This is a genomic window from Plantibacter flavus (genome assembly GCF_051487245.1).
GTDB classification, from domain to species: domain Bacteria; phylum Actinomycetota; class Actinomycetes; order Actinomycetales; family Microbacteriaceae; genus Plantibacter; species Plantibacter flavus_B.
Genome location: NZ_JAHVDH010000005.1, coordinates 191,968 through 209,265, shown reverse-complemented (window position 1 = coordinate 209,265; position 17,298 = coordinate 191,968). Strand labels below are relative to the sequence as shown.

Annotated in this window: 14 protein-coding genes; 10 read left to right on the top strand and 4 right to left on the bottom strand. The window is 68.8% G+C overall.

Going from position 1 to position 17,298, the window contains the following annotated elements; translation table 11 throughout:
* Positions 1 to 127 precede the first annotated feature (127 nt).
* From lysA to prfA, 5 genes are all read left to right on the top strand, one after another.
* Positions 128 to 1,534: a diaminopimelate decarboxylase gene (gene lysA / locus KXS11_RS13985; protein WP_437386215.1), complete on the top strand. Its 1,407-nt coding sequence runs from the start codon at positions 128 to 130 to the stop codon at positions 1,532 to 1,534.
* A complete protein-coding gene (locus tag KXS11_RS13980) occupies positions 1,531 to 2,850 on the top strand; it encodes a homoserine dehydrogenase (protein WP_437386214.1) in 1,320 nt (439 codons plus the stop codon). The genes lysA and KXS11_RS13980 overlap by 4 nt, the downstream gene beginning before the upstream one ends.
* Before the next feature lie 95 nt (positions 2,851 to 2,945).
* A complete protein-coding gene (gene thrB / locus KXS11_RS13975; protein WP_437386213.1) occupies positions 2,946 to 3,884 on the top strand; it encodes a homoserine kinase in 939 nt (312 codons plus the stop codon).
* 233 nt (positions 3,885 to 4,117) lie between these two features.
* On the top strand, positions 4,118 to 6,292 hold the full coding sequence (rho, locus tag KXS11_RS13970; RefSeq protein ID WP_437386212.1) for a transcription termination factor Rho: 2,175 nt from the start codon (positions 4,118 to 4,120) through the stop codon (positions 6,290 to 6,292).
* A gap of 122 nt (positions 6,293 to 6,414) precedes the next feature.
* On the top strand, positions 6,415 to 7,494 hold the full coding sequence (gene prfA / locus KXS11_RS13965; protein WP_437386211.1) for a peptide chain release factor 1: 1,080 nt from the start codon (positions 6,415 to 6,417) through the stop codon (positions 7,492 to 7,494).
* Between the two features lie 99 nt (positions 7,495 to 7,593).
* Here the strand turns inward: prfA and KXS11_RS13960 are convergent, their stop codons facing one another.
* The 3 genes from KXS11_RS13960 to cysK form a co-directional block, all read right to left on the bottom strand.
* Positions 7,594 to 9,150 (bottom strand): ABC-F family ATP-binding cassette domain-containing protein, encoded by a 1,557-nt coding sequence (locus KXS11_RS13960; RefSeq protein ID WP_437386210.1) that lies wholly within the window; start codon positions 9,148 to 9,150, stop codon positions 7,594 to 7,596.
* A gap of 87 nt (positions 9,151 to 9,237) precedes the next feature.
* Positions 9,238 to 9,804: a serine O-acetyltransferase EpsC gene (epsC, locus tag KXS11_RS13955; RefSeq protein WP_437386209.1), complete on the bottom strand. Its 567-nt coding sequence runs from the start codon at positions 9,802 to 9,804 to the stop codon at positions 9,238 to 9,240.
* A gap of 9 nt (positions 9,805 to 9,813) precedes the next feature.
* The gene (cysK, locus tag KXS11_RS13950) at positions 9,814 to 10,752 is read right to left on the bottom strand and encodes a cysteine synthase A (RefSeq protein ID WP_437386208.1); all 939 of its coding nucleotides are present in this window, start codon (positions 10,750 to 10,752) and stop codon (positions 9,814 to 9,816) included.
* A gap of 167 nt (positions 10,753 to 10,919) precedes the next feature.
* Here cysK and prmC point away from each other — a divergent pair, with 167 nt between their 5' ends.
* Positions 10,920 to 11,861, top strand: coding sequence for a peptide chain release factor N(5)-glutamine methyltransferase (gene prmC, locus KXS11_RS13945; RefSeq protein WP_437386207.1), 942 nt, complete (start codon positions 10,920 to 10,922; stop codon positions 11,859 to 11,861).
* 51 nt (positions 11,862 to 11,912) lie between these two features.
* Here the strand turns inward: prmC and KXS11_RS13940 are convergent, their stop codons facing one another.
* Complete coding sequence (locus KXS11_RS13940) at positions 11,913 to 12,551, bottom strand: HAD-IA family hydrolase (RefSeq protein WP_437386206.1); 639 nt, start codon at positions 12,549 to 12,551, stop codon at positions 11,913 to 11,915.
* Between the two features lie 135 nt (positions 12,552 to 12,686).
* On the opposite strand from KXS11_RS13940, the gene KXS11_RS13935 reads away from it, so the two are divergent.
* From KXS11_RS13935 to KXS11_RS13920, 4 genes are read left to right on the top strand one after another with little or no spacing between them, the layout of a single operon-like run.
* Positions 12,687 to 13,472 carry a glycosyltransferase gene (locus tag KXS11_RS13935; RefSeq protein ID WP_437386205.1) on the top strand — a complete coding sequence of 262 codons (786 nt, stop codon included), beginning with the start codon at positions 12,687 to 12,689 and terminating at the stop codon, positions 13,470 to 13,472.
* Complete coding sequence (locus KXS11_RS13930) at positions 13,469 to 14,446, top strand: NAD-dependent epimerase/dehydratase family protein (RefSeq protein ID WP_437386204.1); 978 nt, start codon at positions 13,469 to 13,471, stop codon at positions 14,444 to 14,446. The genes KXS11_RS13935 and KXS11_RS13930 overlap by 4 nt, the downstream gene beginning before the upstream one ends.
* Before the next feature lie 12 nt (positions 14,447 to 14,458).
* Complete coding sequence (locus KXS11_RS13925) at positions 14,459 to 16,279, top strand: polysaccharide biosynthesis protein (protein ID WP_437386203.1); 1,821 nt, start codon at positions 14,459 to 14,461, stop codon at positions 16,277 to 16,279.
* The gene (locus KXS11_RS13920) at positions 16,276 to 17,262 is read left to right on the top strand and encodes an MraY family glycosyltransferase (RefSeq protein ID WP_437386202.1); all 987 of its coding nucleotides are present in this window, start codon (positions 16,276 to 16,278) and stop codon (positions 17,260 to 17,262) included. The genes KXS11_RS13925 and KXS11_RS13920 overlap by 4 nt, the downstream gene beginning before the upstream one ends.
* The last annotated feature ends 36 nt before the right edge of the window (positions 17,263 to 17,298 follow it).

The following is a 17,298-nucleotide window of genomic DNA, read 5'->3' as shown; positions in this document are numbered from 1 at the left end:
ACACATCCCCGGAACGCGCGCACCCTCCTTCATCGGTACTCTCCAAATCGGTGCTTCAGGGGCCAAACCGGGTCCGCTCGCCCAACGAGAACCTCCTCTTCCGCTTTCCAGGACTCAGGACAACCCCGTGGCCAGAAATCCCCTCGCCCCCGACTGGCTCGCTGAGCCGGTCGATCCGAACGCCATCGATCCGGCCGTCTGGCCGGCCTCTGCGACGCGCGACACCGACGGTGTGCTGCACGTCGGTGGTGTCGACGCCCGCTCGCTGCAGGCTCGCTTCGGCACGCCGCTCTACGTCGTCGACGAAGACGACGCACGCTCCAGGGCGCGCACCCTCCGCGAGGCGTTCGAACGTGAGGCCGCCGCTCGAGGCACTTCCGTCGCCGTGTACTACGCGGGGAAGGCGTTCCTCTCGGCCGAGGTCGCCCGCTGGATGACGGCCGAGGGCCTGCGCATCGACATCTGCAGCGGGGGAGAGCTCGCCGTGGCGCTCGCGGCCGGGACCGACCCGTCCCAGCTGGGCTTCCACGGCAACAACAAGTCGCTCGCGGAGATCGCGCGCGCCGTCGACGTCGGCATCGGTGCCATCGTCCTCGACAGCCTCGTCGAGATCGAGCGCGTGGCAGCCGCCGCTGAGCGGGCAGGACGCGTCCAGGCGGTCCGACTCCGAGTGAACAGCGGGGTGCACGCGCACACCCACGAGTACCTGGCGACCGCCCACGAGGACCAGAAGTTCGGTCTGCCGCTCGACGGCGCATCCGCCGCGGTCGAGCGGATCCGTGAGCACGCCTCGCTGGAGTTCCTCGGCCTCCACTGCCACATCGGTTCGCAGATCTTCGGCTCCGAGGGCTTCGCGGAGTCCGCCCAGCGGTTGCTCGCGGTGCACGCCCAACTCCTCGAGGGCGGCCCCGTCCCGGAGCTGAACCTCGGTGGCGGTTTCGGCATCGCGTACACGAGCGCCGACGACCCGACGCCCATCGATCAGCTCGCAGCCGACATCCTCGCGGGTGTCCAGTCGGCGGCCGAGCACCACGGCGTCGCGATCCCGAAGCTCGCGTTCGAACCGGGCCGGGCGATCATCGGCGGCGCCGGGATCACCCTGTACGAGGTGGGCACGATCAAGGACGTCGACGTCGCCTGGAACGATGAGGGCGAGACTGCCGTCCGACGCTACGTCAGTGTCGACGGCGGGATGAGCGACAACGCCCGGCCCTCGCTGTACGGCGCTGACTACGCGGTGCGCATCGCCGACCGCGTGAGCGACGCCGAGCCGGCGCTCGTCCGCATCGCCGGCAAGCACTGCGAGTCCGGCGACATCGTCGTGAACGCCGACTACCTCCCGGCCGACGTCCGCGACGGCGACCTCCTCGCGGTTCCCGCGACCGGCGCATACTGCTGGTCCCTGGCGAGCAACTACAACTACCTCGGCCGCCCGGCCGTCGTCGCCGTCACCGGTGGCGAGGCCCGCATCATCGTGCGGGGCGAAACCGAGCACGACCTCCTCAGCCGCGATGCGGGATTGGACACGGAATGATCGAATACCGCGGACTGAAAGTCGCCCTCCTCGGCGCCGGCTCGGTGGGCTCGCAGGTGGCCAGGCTGCTGCTGGAGCACGCAGACGAACTCGCGGCACGTGCCGGCGCGAGCCTCGAACTCATCGGCATCGCCGTGCGCGACGTCGACGCACCGCGCGACGTCGCGCTCCCGAAGGCGCTTTACACGACCGACGCCGAGCAGCTCATCCTGAGCGCGGACATCGTCATCGAGCTCATGGGCGGCATCGAGCCGGCCCGCAGCTACATCCTCCAGGCGATCAACGCCGGGGCGGACGTCGTCACGGCCAACAAGGCGCTCCTGGCCACGCACGGCCCAGAACTCTTCGACGCCGCCGAACAGGTGGGCGCACAGCTCTACTACGAGGCGGCCGTGGCAGCCGCGATCCCGATCATCCGCCCGCTCCGCGAGAGCCTCGCCGGCGACCGGATCAACCGGGTGCTCGGCATCGTCAACGGCAGCACGAACTACATGCTCGACCGCATGGACCGCTTCGGCGACACGATGGAGGACGCCGCCGCGGTGGCGAGCGAACTCGGCTACCTGGAGGCGGACCCGACCCTCGACGTCGAAGGCTTCGACGCCGCGCAGAAGGCGACGATCCTCGCGAGCCTCGCCTTCCACACCACGGTGCCGGTCGAGGCCGTGCACCGCGAGGGCATCACCGGCATCACGAAGGCCCAGGTCGACCTCGCGCGCAGCGAGGGCTACGTCATCAAGCTCCTCGCGATCGCCGAACGCATCGTCGACGAGTCGACGGGCGCAGAGGGCCTGTCGGCGCGCGTGTACCCGGCGCTCATCCACCGTGAGCACCCACTCGCCGCGGTGCACGGCGGCAACAACGCGGTGTTCGTCGAGGCCGAGAACGCCGGCAGCCTCATGTTCTACGGCGCTGGTGCCGGGGGCAAGGAGACGGCGTCGGCCGTCCTCGGCGACCTCGTCTCGGCCGCTCGTCGCCACGTCGCCGGCGGCCCCGGCGTCGGCGAGTCCACGCACGCCGACCTGCCGGTGCTCGACATCGGCCGGGTCACGACGCGCTACCAGGTGACCCTCGAGGTCGCCGACGAGCCCGGTGTCCTCGCCGCGGTCGCGGGCCTCCTGAGCGACGGTGGGGTCTCGGTCGAGACCTTCCAGCAGTCCGTGGCCTCCTCGGACGGCACCCGATCGACCGCTACCCTGGTGATCGGCACGCACCGTGCGCTCGAATCGGCCCTCGCGGCCACCGTCGAGCAGCTCGCATCGAACGCCCACGTCGAGCGGGTCGTCTCGGTGCTCCGCGTCGAGGGTGCCGAGTAGCACTCGTTCCCGCTCGCACCAGCTGTATCCGCGGCCCCGTCCGCGAACCGAACACGTCATCGACCACTACACCTCAGATTGCAGGCCACCGAATCATGCAGATCGGACACAGCGTCACCGTCAAGGTGCCGGCGACCACCGCCAACCTCGGCCCCGGCTTCGACACCCTCGGTCTCGCGCTGGCCCTGTACGACGAGTTGACCGTGACGGTTCGCGAAGAGCCCGGTGTGTTCGTCGAGGTGATCGGTGTCGGTGCCGGTGAGGTGCCGACCGACGAGTCGAACCTCGTCATCACGGCGATCGCCCACGCCTTGCGTGCCTTCGGCTTTGAGCTGCCCGGTCTCGACGTGGTCGCGCGGAACGCGATCCCGCACGGCCGTGGTCTCGGATCCTCCGGTGCAGCCATCGTCTCGGGCATCATGGCGGCGAAGGGCTTGCTGGAGGGCGAGGTCGAACTCGGTCCCGACGACCTCCTGCGTCTCGCGACGGAGATGGAGGGTCACCCCGACAACGTCGCGCCGGCGCTCTTCGGCGGACTCACCATCGCGTGGACGACCGACGCCGGTCCGCAACACAAGAAGCTCATGGTGCACCGCGGCGTGTCGCCGCTCGTCCTCGTGCCGGAGCACACCATGTCGACGGAGCTCGCGCGCAGCCTGCAACCGGCCAACGTGCCACACGCCGACGCCGCGTTCAACGTGTCGCGGTCCGCACTGCTCGTCGCCGCCCTCACTCAGAGCCCCGAGCTCCTGCTCGCCGCCACCGAGGACCGCCTGCACCAGAGCTACCGTGCTGCGGCGATGCCGGAGACGAACACGCTCATCACGCTGCTCCGCGAGCACGGCTTCGCCGCCGTCGTGTCGGGAGCTGGCCCCTCCATCCTCGTCCTCGCCGACGATCCCGGACGCCGTCTCGAGGCCTCCGCGCTGGTTGCGGAACACGCCGCGACACCGTGGCAGGCGCTCATGCTCGCGGTCGACTTCAAGGGTGCTACAGTGGGAGCGCACCCGGCCCACCCCGCCACTTCGGCGTAACCGGCTTCCGGGGCAATTCCGCACAATCATCGCTTTCGCACCATTTGATCGCGTCTGTTCGGGTCCCATCGTGTTTCCGCTCGGCTGAGTTCACTCGTCGCCGGGTCGTCGCATCGGGCTATCCGCACAGGCTCTGCGTCGTGTGAACATCACCCACCCGCCGCACAGGATTCCGGTGCGATCGCCGCCTGCGCGAGACAGCTCTGTCTCGACGCAAGGGAAGGAAAAAACACGTGACTGACGTCAACGAAGGCGCCTCGGGCGTCTCGCTGGATGCCGACCCGAAGACGCTGAAGGTCGCTGACCTGCAGCGTCTCGCTGCCGCCCTCGGGGTGGCCGGCGCTTCGAAGCTTCGCAAGGGCGAGCTGGTCGAGGCCATCCAGAACATCCAGAACAGCACCTCGGCCGACGCCGCGGGCACCGAGACCGCTGAGGTCATCGAGGCCGTCGCCGCCGCCGAGGTCGCCCCGCAGGCCCCGGTGCAGTCGAAGCTCCCCGAGCTCGACCTCGCCCTCGACCAGGCCTTCGGTGCCGAGAAGGCCGCTCCGACGGTGCGCAAGCGCGCATCGCGCCGTGCGACCTCGGCCACCGTGGTCGACCAGGCGGCCCCGATCATCGGCGCGCCGGTGGTCGAAGCTCCCGCAACGGTCTCCGAGCCGGTCGCCGCACCTCCCGTCGAATCGGCTCCCGTCGAGTCCGCTTCCGCAGAGCAGGGCGAGCCGGCGTCGACCGACGCCCCTGCCGAGACCCCCACCGAGGAGTCGGCTGCTCCCGAACAGGGCCAGAAGCGCTCGCGCGGCAACCGCCGTGGCCGTGGTCGCGACCGCGACCGTTCGTCCGACGACGCTGAGCAGAATGGCTCCGAGCAGTCGGCCGCCGCCGAGGCGCCCGTTGCAGAGACGTCCGGCACCGAGGTCGACGATGCGTCCGGACAGGACTCCTCCGAGCAGCAGGACGCGCAGCAGCAGGGTGGCCGTCGTGGCCGTGGCCGTGGCCGTGGTCAGAACAACCAGGGCAACCAGAACAACGGTCAGGCCGGCCAGAACGCCGACGCCGGTCAGCAGAAGGCCGCGCCGGCGCAGGAGCAGGGCGGCCAGCAGCAGAACCGTGGCAACCAGGGCGGCCAGCAGAACCAGGGCGACGACGCCGAAGGCCGTGGCGGCCGGAGCCGGTACCGCGACCGCAAGCGTCGTGGATCGGTCCAGAACGACGAGGTCGAGCCGGAGATCGCCGAGGACGACGTCCTCATCCCGGTCGCCGGAATCCTCGACGTGCTCGACAACTACGCGTTCGTCCGCACCTCGGGCTACCTGCCCGGCACGAACGACGTCTACGTCTCCCTCGGCCAGGTCAAGAAGTACCACCTGCGCAAGGGTGACGCCGTCGTCGGTGCCATCCGCCAGCCGCGCGAGAACGACAGCAGCAGCCGTCAGAAGTACAACGCGATCGTCAAGGTCGACTCCATCAACGGCCTGTCGGTCGAGGAGGCGGCGGCCCGTGTCGAGTTCGGCAAGCTGACCCCGCTGTACCCGCAGGAGCGTCTGCGCCTCGAGACGGAGCAGACGAAGCTCACGCAGCGCATCATCGACCTGATCGCTCCGATCGGCAAGGGCCAGCGCGGCCTCATCGTCGCGCCGCCGAAGGCCGGCAAGACGATCGTCCTGCAGCAGATCGCGAACGCCATCTCGATCAACAACCCTGAGGTCCACCTCATGGTCGTGCTCGTGGACGAGCGTCCCGAAGAGGTCACGGACATGCAGCGCACGGTGAAGGGCGAGGTCATCGCCTCCACCTTTGACCGCCCCGCCGAAGACCACACGACGGTCGCCGAGCTCGCCATCGAGCGCGCGAAGCGCCTCGTCGAGCTGGGTCACGACGTCGTCGTGCTCCTCGACTCGATCACCCGCCTCGGCCGGGCCTACAACCTGGCGGCTCCGGCCTCCGGTCGTATCCTCTCCGGTGGCGTCGACGCCGCGGCCCTCTACCCGCCGAAGCGCTTCTTCGGTGCGGCTCGCAACATCGAGAACGGTGGATCGCTCACCATCCTCGCGACCGCACTCGTCGAGACCGGTTCCAAGATGGACGAGGTCATCTTCGAGGAGTTCAAGGGCACCGGCAACTCGGAGCTGCGCCTCTCGCGTCAGCTCGCCGACAAGCGCATCTTCCCGGCCGTCGACGTCAACGCGTCGTCCACCCGCCGTGAAGAGATGCTGCTCGGCCCCGACGAGGTCAAGGTCACCTGGAAGCTGCGTCGTGCCCTCGCCGGTCTCGACCAGCAGCAGGCGCTCGAGGTCGTCCTCGGCAAGCTCAAGGAGACCACGTCCAACGTGGAGTTCCTCGTGCAGATGCAGAAGTCGATGCCCGCACCGACCTCGCACAGCCACGGACACGAGAACAACCACCGCTAGCGGTCCCGACCGGCCCCACCAACTCCGAGCCCCAGTGGCAGCGGAGCGGGTGGGGTCGGTTCCGTTTTCCCCCGGCGTCCTCGCGCGCGGGTGCAGCATGATGGTCATGAAGGAAGTGAACGATGTTCGAATCAGTTGAGACGCTCGTCGCCGAGCACAAGGATCTCCAGGATCAGCTCGCCGACCCGGCGGTGCACGCCGACCCTGCTCGGTCGAAGAAGATCAACCGCCGCTACGCCGAGCTGTCGAAGATCATCGCGGCCTACCACACGTGGCAGTCGACGCAGGAGGACCTCGACGCGGCCCGCGAGCTCGCCAAGGAGGACGACGCGTTCGCCGAGGAGGTGCCGGTGCTCGAGGAGCTCCTCGTCACCAATCAGGAGAAGCTGCGCCGCCTCCTCATCCCGCGCGATCCCGACGACGGCCGCGACGTCATCATGGAGATCAAGGGTGGCGAGGGCGGCGCGGAGAGCGCGCTGTTCGCCGCCGACCTCCTCCGGATGTACCTTCACTACGCGGAGTCGAAGGGCTGGAAGACGGAGCTCCTCGAACGCACCGAGAGCGACCTCGGCGGATACAAGGACGTCCAGGTCGCCATCAAGTCGAACGCCTCGGACCCCTCGCAGGGTGTCTGGGCCCACCTCAAGTACGAGGGTGGCGTGCACCGCGTCCAGCGGGTGCCCGCGACCGAGTCGCAGGGCCGCATCCACACCTCGACGACGGGCGTGCTCGTCTTCCCCGAGGTCGACGAGCCCGAGGAGGTCGAGATCAGCCAGAACGACCTGAAGATCGACGTCTACCGTTCGAGCGGCCCCGGCGGGCAGTCGGTGAACACGACCGACTCGGCGGTGCGCATCACCCACCTGCCGACCGGCATCGTCGTGTCGATGCAGAACGAGAAGAGCCAGCTGCAGAACCGCGAGGCAGGCATGCGCGTCCTGCGCGCCCGCATCCTCGCACGCCAGCAGGAGGAGCAGGCGGCCCTCGACAGCGCAGCCCGAAAGACGCAGATCCGCACGATGGACCGGTCCGAGCGCATCCGCACGTACAACTTCCCGGAGAACCGCATCGCGGACCACCGCACGGGGTACAAGGCGTACAACCTCGACGCGGTCATGAATGGCGCGCTGGGCCCGATCATCGACTCGGCCATCGCAGCCGACGAGGAGGCACGTCTGGCCGACATCGGCGACCAGAACTAGCGACCTCCGCGCCCTTCGACAAGCTCAGGGACCCGGTCCGATCTCAGGGACCCGGTCCGATCCGGTCCCTGAGCCTGTCGACGGGGGGCAACCGTCCGCTCAGCCGATGCGGAGCCGCTTCGTCGCGACCTTGTCGGCGAAGAAGCGGTCGTGGCTCACGACGACGATCGCGCCGGGGAAGTGCACGAGCGCCCGCTCCATCACCTGCGTGCTCGCAAGGTCGAGGTGGTTCGTCGGTTCGTCGAGCAGCAGCACCGAGGCCCCCGACAGCAGGCACTGGGCCATCGCGACGCGAGCCTGCTGACCGCCCGAGAGCATGCCGATCTTCTGCTTGAGGTCGGCTTCCGAGAACTGGAACATCCCGAGGAAGCGGTTCACCGACTTCTTCGTCGCCGCGAACGCGAGACTGTCGGGCATGGCACCGACGGCGTGGGCGACGGTGTCGGTGAGGTCGAGCTCCTCCACCATCTGGTTGTACGAGGCGTAGCGGACCCCGCCGGTCCACGTCACGCTGCCGGCGTCCGGCCGCTCGTCGCCCTCGAGGATACGGAGGAAGGTCGACTTGCCCGCGCCGTTCGGACCGTGCACGATGATGCGCTCGCGACGACCGATCTCCAGGTCGAGCCCGTCGAACAGGACGTGCTCACCGTAGGCCTTCGTGAGCCCCTGGATCCGGCAGAGCGTGTCCTTGATGTGCAGGCCACCGTAGATGTCGGTGATGATGTCGTCGACGGGGCGCGGGGGACGGGCCTTCTTGATCTTCGCGAGCTGCGAGGACAGGTCCTTCTTCCCCGCCGCCTTGGCGGCCTCGCGTCGGTCGGAGATGCCTTCGGCCTCGAAGGCGAGCAGCTCGGACTCGTGGACGAACTGCGCCTCGAGGCTCTTCAGCCGGAACTGCTTCTGCACGACGTACTCGTCGAAGCTCCCCGGGTACTCGTGGAGGTGGAAGTTCTCGACCTCCACGATGCGTGTGACGACCGCGTCGAGGAAGGTGCGGTCGTGGGAGACGATGATCGCAGCGCCGCGGAACGAGCCGAACCACGATTCCAACCATTCGACGCCGGCGACGTCGAGGAAGTTCGTGGGCTCGTCGAGCAGGAGCACGTCGGGGCGCTCGAGCAGGATCTTCGCGAGCGCGGCACGGTTCCTCCAGCCGCCGGACAGCGAGTCGATCGGCAGCACCCGACGCGCGGTGTCGAAGCCGAGCGTCGTGAGCGCGGTGTCGATGTGACGCTGGTAGTCCCAGCCGTCCTGACGCTCCATCTCCTCGAAGAGTTCCGCCTGGCGCTCGATGAGCTTCGTCATGCCGTCGAGGTCGTTCGGGTCGGCGGCGATCGCCGCGTCGATCGAGGCGAGCTCGGCTTCGATCTCGTGGATGTGCGAGAACAGTCCTTCGAGGACCTCCGTGATGGTGGCAGTCCCGTCGAGCTCCGAGAACTGCGAGAAGTAGCCGATCCGGGTGCCGTCTTCGACGGTGACCGTCCCTGCGTCCGGCTGCAGCCTGTCGAGGGCGAGCTTCAGGAGCGTCGACTTGCCGGAGCCGTTGCGTCCGATGAGTCCGACGCGGTCGCCGGGCTCGAGGCGGAAGAACACGTCGCGGAGCACGGGGCGGTCTTCGAAGCGGACGGTGACGTCGTGCAGGCGGATGAGACTCATGGGGACCTCTCGAGGCTGGGGTGAGGGGAGGCGACTGCTCGCCCGGATGGTCGGCGGGCGACGATCGGTCGCCTCTCGCCGGGAAGGTCAGATGTGGTACTCAGGGTCGAGCAGCGCGAGACCGTGCGAGCCGGTGCCACGGGGACGTTCGACGGCGGGCACACCGAGCAGGAGGCTGCGCGGGGCGCAGTCCTTCGTGACGACGGCGTTCGCGCCGACGATGCTGCCGGCACCGACGGTGATCGGACCGAGGATCTTCGCGCCAGCGCCGACGGCGACACCGTCGCCGATGGTCGGGTGTCGTTTGCCGGCACCGAGGCTCTTTCCGCCGAGCGTGACGCCATGGTAGATCATGATGTCGTCGCCGAGTTCAGCCGTTTCGCCGATCACGACCCCCATGCCGTGGTCGATGAAGAACCGGCGCCCGATGGTCGCGCCGGGGTGGATCTCGATGCCGGTGAGGAATCGCGTGAACTGCGACCCGAAGCGGGCGAGGGTACGGAAGCCCCGCTTCCAGAGCCGGTGGTTCACCCGGTGGGCCCAGACGGCGTGCAGCCCGGCATAGCTGAGGACGATCTCGAGGGTGCCGCGGGCCGCTGGATCGTGTGTGCGTGCAGCACCGACATCCTCGCGGACCCGCGACAGCATTCCCATGGGTCGAGCCTAGTCGCGGAGGTCGTCGTACATCGTCGTCGACAGGTAGCGCTCGCCGGCGTCGGGGATGATCACGACGATCGTCTTGCCGGCCATCTCAGGGCGTCGGCCGACCTCGAGTGCAGCCCACACGGCGGCTCCGGCGGACATGCCGCCGAGGATGCCGTCATCGGTGGCGAGCTGACGTGCGGTCGCGTACGCGGTGTCCGTCTCGACCGGGATGATCTCGCTGAACAGGTCCGTGTCGAGGATGGCGGGGACGAAGTTGGGGCCGATGCCCTGGATCTTGTGGCCGCCGGCGCGTCCCTCGCTGAGCAGTGGGGAGTCGGCCGGTTCGACGGCGATGATCTGGACGTCGGGGTTCTTCTCGCGGAGCCACTGACCGACACCCGTGATGGTCCCGCCGGTGCCGATGCCGGCGACGAAGGCGTCGACGGTGCCGTCGGTGTCCTCCCAGATCTCGGGTGCCGTGGTGCGCTTGTGGATCGCGGGGTTCGCCTCGTTCTCGAACTGTCGCACCCACACGGCGCCGGGCGTCTCCGCGACGATGCGCTGGGCCTCCTCGACGGCGTTGGCCATGCCCTTCGTGGGGTCGGTGAGGACGAGTTCCGCGCCGAAGGCACGGAGCAGGGTTCGGCGTTCCTTGCTCATGGAGGCCGGCATCGTGAGGATGACCTTGTAGCCCCGCGCCGCACCGACGAGGGCGAGGGCGATGCCGGTGTTCCCGCTGGTCGACTCGACGATGGTGCCGCCGGGCGGGAGCTGCCCCGATGCCTCTGCAGCGTCCACGAGGGCGATGCCCAGTCGGTCTTTGACACTCGAACCGGGGTTGTAGAACTCGAGCTTGGCGAGCACGGTCGCGCCGACGCCCTCCGCGATGCGGTTGAGACGGACGAGCGGGGTCCGGCCGTAGGCCTCGGTGATGTCGCTGTAGATCGTGCCTGCCACGGGTTCCTCTTCCTTGAACGGGTTCTGGGGCTCAGCCTACGACGTGCGCCTGGTGGGCGCCCCTGTGTGACGTGCGTGCAGGCCGCTCGTCCGGGGCGGCCGAAGCGCCGTGCGCTAGGCTCGATGCGGCCCACCCGACCAGGCCACACCTCTTGATGACCTCCCTCATGCACACAACGCCCTCCTCCTCCGCCGCAGTGCCGTCCCCCGAGGGGACCGGTGAGACATCCGACGCGCCGTCGACGGGGCATCCCGCGACGGTCGAGCTCGCCCGTCAGCACGCGCTCGACGTCCTCACGCGCGCCGCGGTCCCCTCGCCGGATGTCGACGCGGAGCTCCTCCTCGGACACGTGCTCGGCCTCGGACGCGGAGCGGTCCAGGCCGCCGCGATCACCGGTCGCGTGCTCGACGCCGAGGAGCGAGCCGTCTTCGGCGAGCTCGTCGAACGACGCGCCTCGCGCGAACCGCTGCAGCACATCACCGGCCGAGCGGCCTTCAGATCGATGGAACTCGCAGTCGGCCCGGGCGTCTTCGTCCCGCGGCCGGAGACCGAGTCCGTCGTGCAGTTCGCGATCGACGCACTCCGTGCGGTGCCGATCCCGCGTCCGATCGGCGTCGACCTCGGCACAGGGAGCGGTGCCATCGCCCTCGCGATGGCCACCGAGGTCCCGAACGCCGCGATCTACGCGACGGAGAACTCGGTCGACGCGTTCATCTGGGCCAAGCAGAACTTCGCGGAGTCGGGTGCGGACAACGCCACCGTCGTCTTCGAGCACCTCGCCGATGCGTTCCACGAGCTCGACGGCATGGTGGATGTCGTCATCTCGAACCCGCCGTACGTGCCGGACGACGCCATCCCGCGCGACCCCGAGGTCAGGCTGTACGATCCGTCGGCCGCGCTGTACGGCGGGCCCGACGGGCTCGACGTCGTCCGCCACGTCTCCGCGACGGCTCAGCGCCTGCTGCACCGCGGCGGCACCCTCATCATCGAGCACGGTGAGCTGCAGGGGCAGGCGATCCGTGACCTCCTGACAGCCGACGGCTGGCACGCGGCGGCCACGCATCGCGATCTCACGACCCGCGATCGCACGACGATCGCCATCCGCTAGGCCACTGCAGCCCCGGTCGTCAGACGGCGGACCGGCGTCGGTGTCGCAGCGTCAGTCCGTGGCGGCGACGAAGGCGTCGATCGCCGCGTCGAGTCCGGCGATGTCGAACACGCCCCGCTCGTCCTTCGTCAACTGGAAGGCGTGCATCCCGATGGCTTCGGCGCCGGCGCAGTTCGCCGCCGAGTCGTCGATGAGGATCGCGTCCGACGGTGCGACGCCGTAGCGGCTCAGCGCTCGCGTGTAGATGCGCGGCTCCGGCTTCTCGGCGCCGAGGACCGCTGAGACGAGGTCGTTCTCCCCGAGGACGTCGGCTGCGCGTGGAGCGAGCCGGGCGAACGAGTCGCGGAACGGGATCGGGTTGTTCGACAGGAGCGACACGGTTCCGAGCGTCGCCGCGCGTTCCAGCGCAGCGAGTGCCCCGGGCACGGGCGTCATCGCAGCTTCTCGGGCCTCACGCCACTCGTCGAGGGTCAGCGGATAGCCGGTCACCTCCGCGAACACCGCCAGGTAGTCGTCACTGGTGGGGTACTCGCCGATGTTCGCCGCTGCCTCGTGCCCACCGACCCACCAGAGCGTGGCGAGCCGGTACTGGCTCACGCCGGTCACCCGAGCGAGCGCGGGCAGGCGCTTCCGGAAGTCGTAGTCGTAGAGGGTCTTGTCGCAATCGAAGAAGAACACGCGTTTCGGCACCTCTCCAGTATGGTCCTGTCGCCGCCGGGGTCCTCCCGGTCGCAGCACGTAGACTGACGGGCGCAGGCGGCCCGGGTCGTCCGCGATTCGGGGGTGCCGTCCCGCCTCCGGAGAGGTGCCGCAGTGGATCGTCCCGTGACCGGGTGCATCGTCATGTACCAGAACGATCGCGCGAAACTGCGTGCGGCCATCGACTCGACGCTCTCGAGTCCACTCGTCGAGACGCTCTACCTGATCGACAACTCGCCCACGGACGACCTCCGCGACCTCGCCGACGACGCCCGGATCGAGTACCTCCACAACCCTGCGAACCCGGGTTTCGGCGCTGCGCACAACATCGCGATCGAGAAGGTCCTCGGCCGCTCCAAGTTCCACATGGTGATCAACCCGGACGTGTACTTCGAGGCCGAGGCCGTCGAGGAGCTGTACGAGTTCATGCTCGAGCACCCCGAGGTGGGCCACGTCATGCCCCGCGTGCTCTACCCGGACGGCTCGCTCCAATACCTCGTGAAGCGGAACCCCTCGGTGTTCGACCTCTTCGCCCGGCGGTTCCTGCCCGGCCCGCTGCAGTCGTTGTTCGCGAAGCGCATGGCGGCGTACGAGTACCGGGACATCGAGGAGAACCCCGCCCACGACTACCGCAAGACGATGTTCGACGTCCCGTACCTGTCCGGCTGCTTCATGTTCCTCCGTACCTCGACGCTGCACCGCGTCGGCTACTTCGACGAACGCATCTTCATGTACATCGAGGACGCCGACCTCACGCGCCGTTTCCTGCAGGTCTCGCGGACCGCGTACTACCCGGGAGCGACCATCTACCACCACTTCGCGAAAGGCTCGCACCAGAGCAGGAAGCTCATGTGGTACTCGATCCAGGGGGCCTTCGTGTACTTCCGCACGTGGGGGTGGTTCGGACGATGAGCCGCGTCCTCGTCACCGGTGCGACCGGTTTCATCGGGACGAACCTCGTCCCCGCCCTCGAAGCCGCGGGTCACGAGGTCGTGCCGTTCTCCCTGCGCGGTTGGATGGGGGAGCCGTTCCCCGACGGCATCGACGCCGTCGTGAACCTCGCCGGCAAGGCCCACGACCTCGACGGCACGGCGGGCCCCGAGGTCTACCGCCGGATCAACACCGATCTCGCGGAGCGTGTCTATGCAGCGTTCCTCGACACAGGCGCCTCGACGTTCATCCAGATGAGCAGCGTCGCCGCGGTGAACGAGGAGTCCGTGGACGGCGTCCTCGACGAGCAGGCGGACGCGCATCCGGTGACGCCGTACGGGAAGTCGAAACTCGCGGCCGAGCGCCTGCTGCTCGCGACGTCCCCGCCGGTCGGCCGCCGCGTCATCGTCCTGCGCCCGACGATGGTGCACGGACCGGGCGACAAAGGCAACCTGCGGCTGCTGTTCGGGATGCTCTCGCGTGGCATCCCGTACCCCCTCGACGCCTTCGCCAACGAGCGCAGTTTCGTGTCGATCGGGAACCTCTCGTGGGTGGTCGCGCGCGTGCTCGACACGCCGACGGTCCCCACCGGGATCTACCTGGTCGCCGACGACGACCCGGTCTCGACCGGCCACCTGGTGTCGCTGATCGCGGAGGTGACGGGGAAGCCGGTGCGTCGACTCGCGATCCCGCGCGTGATCGTGCGGGCCATCGCCCGCATCGGTGACCGTGTCCGAGCGGTGCCGTTGAACACCCGCCGACTTGCGAAGCTGACCGAGGACTACCGCGTCTCCGGCGCGAAGCTCCTCGACGCTCTCGGCCGGACGAGCATGCCCGTCGGCACCGACGACGGCCTCCGCACCTCCATCGCCGCACTCACCGCCGAACGGGGATCCTCAGCCCGAAGCGGGGCCACGCAACCGGTCCGCAGCCAACCCGAAGCCGACGATCGGTAGGATTGACAGGTTATGACCCCCACTCTTCCCGACGCCCCCCGCAGGTGGACGCAGGCGCCAGGTCCCCGCTTCGCGGCCAAGACCGCCCTCGACGCACTGTGCTGGGTCCTCGCCCTCGTCGTCGCCCAACTGGTCCGTTACGAACTGGAGTACGAGCGGGTCTCCGTCCTCGGCACGCTCGCGCTCTGCGTCATCGCCGTGGTCGCGCAGGTCGTCGTCGCATACGTCTGGGCCTACTACCACGGCCTGCACAGCTTCGGCAGCTTCTACGAGGCGAGACAGCTGATCATCGTGGCGCTCATCGTCACCGCCATCCTCGTCGCCGTGAACGCGATCTTCGGCGTCGCGTGGGGTGTGCCCCGCTCCACCACCGTGATCGCCTTCCCCTTCGCGATCGTCTTCATGGGCATCATCCGCTACGTGAAGCGCCTGTTCGTGGACAGCCGCAGTCGTCCGGTCGAGGCCCAGCGGGTGCTCGTCTACGGTGCCGGGGCGCTCGGGATGTCCATCATCCCGAGACTCATGCGCGATCCGCAGTCGCCCTACCTGCCCGTCGGCGTCATCGACGACGACCCGTCGAAGAAGAACTTCCGGATCGCCTCGGTCGCGGTCGTCGGTACTGGCGCAGACCTCGTCGAGGCCGTGAAGCGCACGGGTGCGCAGGCCCTCATCATCAGCATCGCGGACGTCGACAACGACTTCATCCGTCAGGTCAGCGAACGTGCCGACGAAGCGAACCTCCGCGTGCTCGTCGTCCCGACCATCGACACGATGCTCGCTCCCGACAAGGCGGAGAGCGCTCCGAGTCTCCGCGACCTGAACGTCGAGGACTTCATCGGACGCAACACGGTCGACCTGCAGGTCGAGAGCATCGCGGGGTACCTCACCGGCAAGCGGGTGCTCGTGACGGGTGCCGGCGGCTCCATCGGCTCCGAGATCGCTCGTCAGGTGAACCAGTTCGGCCCCGCCGAGCTCGTCCTCCTCGATCGCGACGAGACGGGTCTGCACACCACCCAGTTGTCGATCTCCGGCCACGGCCTCCTCGACACCAAGGAGGTCGTGCTCGCCGACATCCGCGACTACCCGTCGCTCCTCGAGGTCTTCGAAGACCGTCGGCCAGACGTCGTCTTCCACGCCGCGGCACTCAAGCACGCGCCGATGCTCGAGCAGTACCCGGACGAGGCCTGGAAGAACAACGTGCTGGGTACGCTGAACGTCCTGAACGCCGCCCGCGCGGTGGGCGTCGGGACCTTCGTCAACATCTCGACCGACAAGGCCGCGAACCCGACCACCGTCCTCGGCTACAGCAAGCGCGTCGCCGAGAAGCTGACCGCGTGGATGAGCATCGAGGAGACCGACGCCCGGTACCTGTCGGTGCGATTCGGCAACGTGATCGGCAGCCGCGGCTCCGCCATCCCCGCGTTCACCGCGCAGATCGAGGCCGGAGGACCGGTCACCGTCACGCACCCCGACGTCACCCGCTTCTTCATGACGATCCCGGAGGCGTCGAAGCTCGTCATCCAGGCCGGGGCGATCGGCGATCCCGGAGAGGTCCTCATCCTCGACATGGGCAAGCCTGTCCGCATCCTCGACGTCGCGAAGCGGATGATCGCAGCGTCCGGCAAGGACGTGGAGATCGTCTACACGGGCCTCCGCCACGGTGAGAAGCTGCACGAGGTCCTCGTCGACACCGACGAGATCGCCGACCGGTCCAAGCATCCGAAGGTGTCGCACACGCGTATCCAGCCACTCGATCCGGCCTCGCTCGACATCGCCGTATGGCGCGAGACGATCAGCGAGGACGGCGCGAGCACGCACCACCTGGTGCAATGACGCTCGCCGTCTGGGCGGGGGCGATCGCCCTCGCCGTGAGCCTGCTGTCGCAGTTCGTGATCCGCCCGATCCTCGTGCGACGAGCCGTCCTCGACACCCCGAACCATCGATCGATGCATGTCACGCCCACGGTGCGCGGCGGGGGCATCGGAGTGGCGGTCGCTGTGGCCGCAGGCCTCGGGACCGCCGCCGTCTGGTTCCACAGTCTGCCGCTGTGGATCGTCGCAGCGGTCGCCGTCGTGAATGCCGCGATCGGTGGCGTCGAGGACGTCCGCGGTCTGCCGGTTCGCGCGCGTTTCGGTCTGCAGGTCGTGCTCGGGCTCGTCGCGACCTGGGTGCTCGTGGTCTCGATGGAGGCGAGCTTCTGGTGGATCCCGCTCGGGATCGTCGCGCTCGTCGCGTACACGAACATCGCGAACTTCATGGACGGCGTCAACGGGATCTCCTCGATGCACGGGGCGGTCGTCGGCGGGTTCTACGCGGCGCTCGGCATCGCAGCCGGGCTGCCAGGTGTGGCCGCCGCGGGCCTCGTCGTCGCAGGGGCGTTCCTGGGCTTCCTCCCGTGGAACCTCGCGAAGCGGCGGATGTTCCTCGGCGACGTCGGCAGTTACCTCCTCGGCGGTTCCCTCGTCGCCGTCGCGATCTACGCGGCGTTCAGCGGCATCTCCTTCATCGCGCTCGTCGGCCCCGTCCTCGTGTACGTCGCCGACACCGGTACGACGATCATCGCGCGGTGGCGCAGAGGAGAGGCGCTCCACGAGGCACACCGCAGCCACGCCTATCAGCGGCTCGCGGCCGGCGGACTCGGGCACCTCGGCGCCACCATCGTCGTCACCGCGGCGACGATCGCCACGGGGCTCCTCGGCATCGTCCTCGCGTCCGCGACGCTGCCGCTGCAAGTGCTCGCAGGCCTCGGCATCGTCGTGGTGCTGGCCGCGTACCTCGTCTCGCCCCGGCTGCTGTCCCGCCAGCCGAGACTATGATTGAGCGTCGTCACCCAGATCATCCGGCCGTCTGAT